Genomic DNA, 6,400 nt, shown 5'->3' with positions numbered 1-6,400 from the left:
CTCGTCCGACAGTCTATCGAACTCTCAGCAGAACAGCCTCAATGTTCTTGTCGGATTCACTCTAAACGTACGCAAAGTACACTTTCGTGTCGTGACCCCTATATACAGGGAGGGGCTTTCGAAGAAGATACGTCCAATCTGATCGGTGCCAGCGGATGGGACTGGAGTACGTCAAAAGCAACAGGCGTCCTGTTCCCATTTGAGATCGGATTTACGCCCTGGTCGGGCCCACATGGACTGCCTGGTCATTACAAAATTGGTGGTATGTTCGATACGGCATCCCATCCCGATTACCTTTACCAGAGCCAGATAGCCGCTGGTGCCACGCCGACAGTAGGTAAAACCAAGCGGGGTATTACGCAGATCTATGCTCTCGCGGACCAGATGATCTATCGCACGGGCCCGGGTGCCACCAGCGGAATTGTACTTTTAGGCGGCTTCGTATGGTCAGACCGCGCAACGGCAATGATCGATCGGTTTGGTTTCGGAGGCGTTTCTACAACCGGTCTCATTCCAGGACGGAAAATGGACCAGATCAATTTTCTTGCACTTTATGGCAAAATCAATTCAAGGATTGGTGGATCAGAAGCAATAGCCGCTGCAAAAACCGGAAAGGCAACCCCGGGTATCCAGTCAAACGAAGTCGACCTTGAATTTGATTACGCAGCGACTCTGGCAAAGGGTCTGATCATGATGCCAAACATACAATATATTATCCGGCCAAATGCAGTCTCTTCTTACCCGAATGCCCTCGTGTTCGGATTACGGACCAATGTAACTTTTTAGTCTTTCTTGTTTAATAACAGAGTTATCACGTTAAGGTTGGAGCTGAGTTGCTGGATACCGGACGATGGCAGCTTAGTGGAACAGATCTATCCCCAGACTGACAGGTCTTTTTCCAACACGACCCAAGCAATAAATTCTGTCGCCGTGCACTGTGATTTTGCTATCTCAGCGCATCCTCAAGCAAGTCCTCAAGAGACAGGCCCTCGCCCTGACTGCTCAGCAATACATCGAGAAACCCATCAATCGCCAGAACAGCCAGCCCATGAACCTTTCCCCACAGGGCAGCGCGCGTTCCAGCCTGCGTCCGTTGCGGCTGCTGCCCGCCAAGACTGTCGATCAACCGGGTCAGCATCCCCGATGTCCGCGCCCGGGCCGCAGCCAGTGCGGGTTCGTTCCGGTCGATCACGTCACTGCGGAACATCAGCGTGAACAGGCCGGGATTGAGAATGGCAAACCGCACATAAACCAGCCCCGCAGCATGCGCACCCTCTTCCAGAACGGGCTCCAGAGCCACAGCCAGCTCCTCGTAACCCACCGTCGCAAGCGCACTCAGCAACCCCATCAGGTTCCCGAAATGCGGCGTCGCAGCTGCTGAAGACACACCGGCATGTCGCGTGATGGCCCTTAGGCCGAGCGCCGAAATCCCCTGCTCCTCAAGAAGCATTCGCGCGGAGGATAGAAGCCCCGCCCGCAGATCCCCGTGATGATACGTCTTCTTCGCCTTGTGCAGCATCATGCCTTGTCCTCTCCCGGTCACCCGGCCTGTCATCGTCCTTGACAACCCCGCCGTAAAAGAATCTTATCACTGATAAGTTTACGCTTGTAGGGCGGTCAAGCAGAGACTACCCCAAAAAGGATGCACTATGACCTTCCGCTATTCTTCCCCTGCCATTGCAGGCCTGACCGCAGCACTTTGCATCGCCACTGCGCCCTTCAGCGCACATGCGGGAACACCGTCAGCACAACCCCAGCCGGGTAGCATCACCTCGGTCGAAGCGCTCAATCCCGCTTTCAGCTTGCCTGATGCCGGACGTGCCCTGAAAATCACATATCTGTCCACAAACGGCGTTACGGACAAAGGTTTGGTTCCCGTCACTGCGGAAGTCATCCTGCCCGCCGGCACACCACCGGCCGGTGGCTGGCCCATCGTCGCCTGGGCCCATGGCACCGTAGGCGTTGCGGATCACTGTGCGCCCTCGAACAACCCTTGGACCGACCGCAACCGCCGTTACCTGTCGGAATGGATGAAGCGTGGCTTTGCCGTGGTGGGGACCGATTATCAGGGGCTGGGCACGCCCGGCACGCATGCCTATCTCGACACGCGCGTCGAGGCCTACAGCCTTCTGGATGCCGTGAGGGCTGCGCTCGGCAATGTTCCGGGGCTTCAGAACAAAATCATGATCGTCGGGCAGTCACAGGGCGGTGGCGCGGCCTTCGCTTCGGCCGCGTTTTCGTCGACCTATGCTCCTGAACTCGGCATCCGGGGAACTGTCGCCACAGGCGCACCCTACATCACGCCGGAACTCATGCAGCAGATGATCGCCGCTCCCGCATCCGGCCATACCGAAGCCGCCTATAATCCCGTGATGGTCTACACGCTCTATCTCGCCCGGGGACAAGCTGTATACGATCCTACCTTCCGACCGGAAGATGCTTTTACGCCAAAAGCCATGTCCGCCTATCAGGCCGGCGCCAATCTCTGCGTCTATGAGCTTACGGACAAGGTGAAACAGGATGGCCTCAACTTCGGCAATTCGCTGAAGCCCGGTTATTCCAAGGCGCTGGCACCTGCATTGGCCGCCATGAAATACCCGACCCTGAAACTCTCGCAGCCGCTATTCATGGGCACCGGCGAACTGGACCGCGACGTTCCACCTGCCCTTCAGCACGGTCTGGTCAAGGCCGCCTGTGCTGCCGGAACAACCGTTCAGGCCCATGTCTACAAGGGTCTGAACCACGATCAGACAGTCAATACTTCTCTGGCAGACTCGACAGCTTTCACAAAAGCCGTTATGGACGGGCAGCCCGTCACACCGGAATGTAACCCCACTCCGGAATGATACCCAGGACCATATGAGGTCCGGCCCGGCAGGACAGCGTCACACACCATCCTGCATTCCACAGAAAGGAAAACAGGATGTTCCCCCGACGTTCAGCCCCGATAAAACTCCTGATCCTGCTGCTCCCCGCAGCAGAACAGGCACAGGCCGCGCCTCCCACAAACAATTATGCTGCCTCGGCACGAAGTATGGCTTCGGTCTCTCCGACCCTCGTCAGCGTAGTCGGCAGCCGCCCTTCCCGCATCTCCCAGCAACTGGAAGCCTCTTCCCGGACGTTCCGGATCGAACCGGGTGGCATTGTCCGTTCCGATGATGGGCAGGCCATCCCAGCCGGATGCCCGGCACGCCCGGAGCCTCTGGCTCATCAGTACGTGGCAGGAGGCGTGCCAGCGGAGCCGCAGCTGAAGGGCCATGCCGGGAACAGGGGTTCCAACCCGCGCAATGAGACGGTTCGTATTGGCGTCAGTCGAACAGGACCGCCCTCTGCGTCTTCTTCGGACGTGCTGGTGGATGCCTCATTTGGGCCCAAAGGCGTGTATGTCTCACCACGCCCCTGCGAAAATGGAAAACTTTCAGATAAAGCGCGGATTCTGGACACAGCAGCATCACTTGCGACAGCCAGTGGGAACCCGTTTGCCCTTGCAGGAAATCGTTCGGACCTCGCAGCAGCTGACAAAGCCCATGCCGAGGGATTGGATATCGTGCTGGAAGCAGGGCCGGTATCACAATGACATTGCGCCCTTATCTTGCACTGGGAACGATCGGACTTCTGGTTTCAGCGTCTTCGGGCAATGCACAGACTTTTCCCGGACGACAGAATGCCGCGACATCCCGACCCGTCTCACAGCAGCTTTTTGGTCTTCCCGGCCTGAGCGACACGACATCCCCCCAGGAACCGAGACGAAATGCCGGCAGTTTTCCCACAACGCAGACCGATGATCCGGCAGTCCGGGAGCGTCTCTCCGACCAGCCTCTGCTTCCATCCCTGAATGGTCTCGTCATTGAGGAAAGGGACAGGAGAACCGAGCCTGATCCGGGAAGCGCCGTGACAACCCGATCCGTTCCGCTGCTGGACGAGAACGACTTTCGCAGGAGCCTGATTCCCTATCTCCACAAGCCAGCGAGCGCCCGGACGTTTTACGATATCGGTCAGCTCATCACGGCGCGTTTTCGCAAGGAAGGCCGTCCTTTCGTGACGGCGGTCGTGCTGCCACAGCGTGTGCAGAATGGCATCCTGCATGTAACGGTTGTCGAATACCGCCTTGGCCGGATTGACGTCAGGGGTAACCGCTGGTTCTCCGACCGGGTCATCCGCGAAGCCAGCAACCTGGTTTCCGGGCAGACACTCTCTCTGCGGGGATTGCAGACCGACCTGTCCTGGATGAATGGCAATCCGTTCCTCACGGTAGACATGATCTACCATCCGGGTGCGACGTCCGGTGTGACAGATGTGACACTTCAGGTTGCGGACCGCTTTCCCGTCTATGTGTTCGGATCATTCAACAATCAGGCCGATCCGACACTGGGGCGGGTAAACTGGAGCACTGGCGCCACCTGGGGCAATGTTTTCGGGCTGAACCATACCCTGTCCTACCAGTTCACCCGAAGTCTGAGTGCGCGCTACAACATGCATCTGGGCAGTTGGGAAATCCCCCTGCCCTGGCGTGACAAGATCATCGTATTTGGAACCTATAGTGAGTCTGCACCAGAAGCCGCCTGGCCACTACGCAACTCAGGCTATTCCGCCCAGACCTCGATCCGTTATCTCCATCAGCTCCCCCATCTTGCCGTCACCTCGGGGATCGGCCTCGATACGCTTCTGCATGCGGGATTTGACTGGAAACTGACCAATAGTGACCAGTTCTACGTCAGTTCTCCTGTCATGCTCGGCAAGTCGGATACCGATCAGTTTGTTTTGGGGACGGATACGACGGAGACAGACACCTACGGCCAGATGCATCTGATCAACGAGACGTTTTATGGCCCCGGCGGGCTGACAGGACATGACAACCTGAAAAGCTACGCCACCATCTTTCCGTCTGCGCGCACAAACTACGTCTATGACCGTTTTCAGATTTCCCGAACAACCAATCTTCCATATGGGTTTTCATCACTGACCGTCGCCACGGCTCAGGCCACCACACATAATCTGCTGTACAGCGAACAACTGGAGGCCGGCGGTATGGGAAGTGTCCGAGGCTACTACGTCAATACGGCGCTTGGGAGCCGGGGCATACAGGCCAGCGAGGAACTCAAACTGCCATCGTTTTCGGTCAGCCAGAAGCTCGGGCTGGGAGACGACTTTTCAGATAACGAGACCATCGGTGGATTTTACGACTGGGGTGAGACCTGGAATGACCGTACCCAGTACACGACGTCGCACAAGACGGCCCTTGCCAGTCTTGGCGTGGATCTGAATGCCAAAATCAATCGTATCGCCAACGTGACCTTCGACACGGGCTGGCGCCTGCGCCCTGCTCCGACATCGCGCAAGAAAGGCGCGTTTTTGGACTTCAATGTCGTCTTCGGCTTCTGACATGCATTCGGGCGTTCCAGGAGAACCCAGCTAAGTCGAAACACCTTCAATATTTTGCATTCGCTGCAGATCTGGCTCAGGCCAATCTGAAAGCAGCGTCAGGGAAACATCAGGCATGACGATCTACCTTTGGGTTCTGCTAAAAGTCATTATCGGAATGACCGTCATCATCGGTTACCTTAATGCCACTGGCAGAAACCAGATTTCCATGATGACATCCGTTGATCTGGTAGGAAACTTTGTACTGGGCGGCGTGGTGGGCGGCATTATTTACAATGATACACTCCCCATCACGCATTACATCGCGCTGCTTTTCATCTGTGTGGGTGTAATGGTCTTTTATAATTACGTCTCACGAAAGATCGGATTTTTGAGAAAAGCGACCATTGGCCAACCCATACCCATTATTCGTGACGGGATTTTCATCATGGAGAACCTGAAACAGAATGCCAATCGGATCGATTTCAACGACGTTGCCACAGCGTTGCGTATGCAGAACATATTCAGTTTTGAAGGTATCCGCTACGCCCAAATCGAAACCACAGGCCATGTCAGCGTAATCTGTGATGATGACGTATTTCCATCAGTTTTTCTGGTTTTGAAAGGTGACATTGTCAAAGACGCACTGGATAATATGGACCGTTCCGAAGACTGGCTTCACCGGCAGCTTGCACATCTCGGCTTTGACAGGATGGAGAAAGTCTTTCTGGCCCAATGGATCCATGACCATATCCTCGTTGTCGGAATGGATGGTCGTACTGTCACCAGCAAGAAACCAGTTCGGCAGTTCTCTTCGTCAGGCATTGCATCACATGACTGTTGATTTTCACTGAGAACTGACCCTGGGAGTGGGGAAATTTTCATTGAGAATTGACCCATGCCTGACACTGCCCCCGACGCATGAGCGCGGGAGGCGAAGGAGTGATCAGCATGGACTTATTGAGTGTCATTCGGCGTTGGCATTACCGGGATCGTCTGCCGATCCCCTTCCGGACACATGAAGGAGACATCCGATCAT

Annotated in this window: 6 protein-coding genes; 5 read left to right on the top strand and 1 reads right to left on the bottom strand. The window is 55.9% G+C overall.

All coding sequences use genetic code 11. The features are described from left to right. Positions 1-786: carbohydrate porin (locus AD944_RS01505; protein ID WP_156477234.1), on the top strand; the 786-nt coding region annotated here is incomplete at its 5' end. A gap of 160 nt (positions 787-946) precedes the next feature. Here the strand turns inward: AD944_RS01505 and AD944_RS01500 are convergent. Then, positions 947-1,522 carry a TetR/AcrR family transcriptional regulator gene (locus tag AD944_RS01500; RefSeq protein WP_082741315.1) on the bottom strand — a complete coding sequence of 192 codons (576 nt, stop codon included), beginning with the start codon at positions 1,520-1,522 and terminating at the stop codon, positions 947-949. A 127-nt stretch (positions 1,523-1,649) separates the two neighbouring features. Here AD944_RS01500 and AD944_RS01495 point away from each other — a divergent pair, with 127 nt between their 5' ends. From AD944_RS01495 to AD944_RS01480, 4 genes are all read left to right on the top strand, one after another. Continuing rightward, positions 1,650-2,846 (top strand): lipase family protein, encoded by a 1,197-nt coding sequence (locus AD944_RS01495; RefSeq protein WP_052427252.1) that lies wholly within the window; start codon positions 1,650-1,652, stop codon positions 2,844-2,846. 77 nt (positions 2,847-2,923) lie between these two features. Beyond that, on the top strand, positions 2,924-3,577 hold the full coding sequence (locus AD944_RS01490) for a hypothetical protein (protein WP_045543239.1): 654 nt from the start codon (positions 2,924-2,926) through the stop codon (positions 3,575-3,577). Then, complete coding sequence (locus AD944_RS01485) at positions 3,574-5,382, top strand: ShlB/FhaC/HecB family hemolysin secretion/activation protein (protein WP_045543240.1); 1,809 nt, start codon at positions 3,574-3,576, stop codon at positions 5,380-5,382. The genes AD944_RS01490 and AD944_RS01485 overlap by 4 nt, the downstream gene beginning before the upstream one ends. Before the next feature lie 115 nt (positions 5,383-5,497). Then, positions 5,498-6,205 carry a DUF421 domain-containing protein gene (locus AD944_RS01480; RefSeq protein WP_052427253.1) on the top strand — a complete coding sequence of 236 codons (708 nt, stop codon included), beginning with the start codon at positions 5,498-5,500 and terminating at the stop codon, positions 6,203-6,205. The last annotated feature ends 195 nt before the right edge of the window (positions 6,206-6,400 follow it).

The organism is Acetobacter tropicalis (assembly GCF_001580915.1).
In the GTDB taxonomy this organism is placed as follows: Bacteria; Pseudomonadota; Alphaproteobacteria; order Acetobacterales; family Acetobacteraceae; genus Acetobacter; species Acetobacter tropicalis.
The sequence above is the reverse complement of the archived record's forward strand: the minus strand, read 5'-3'. Positions and strand labels throughout refer to the sequence as shown.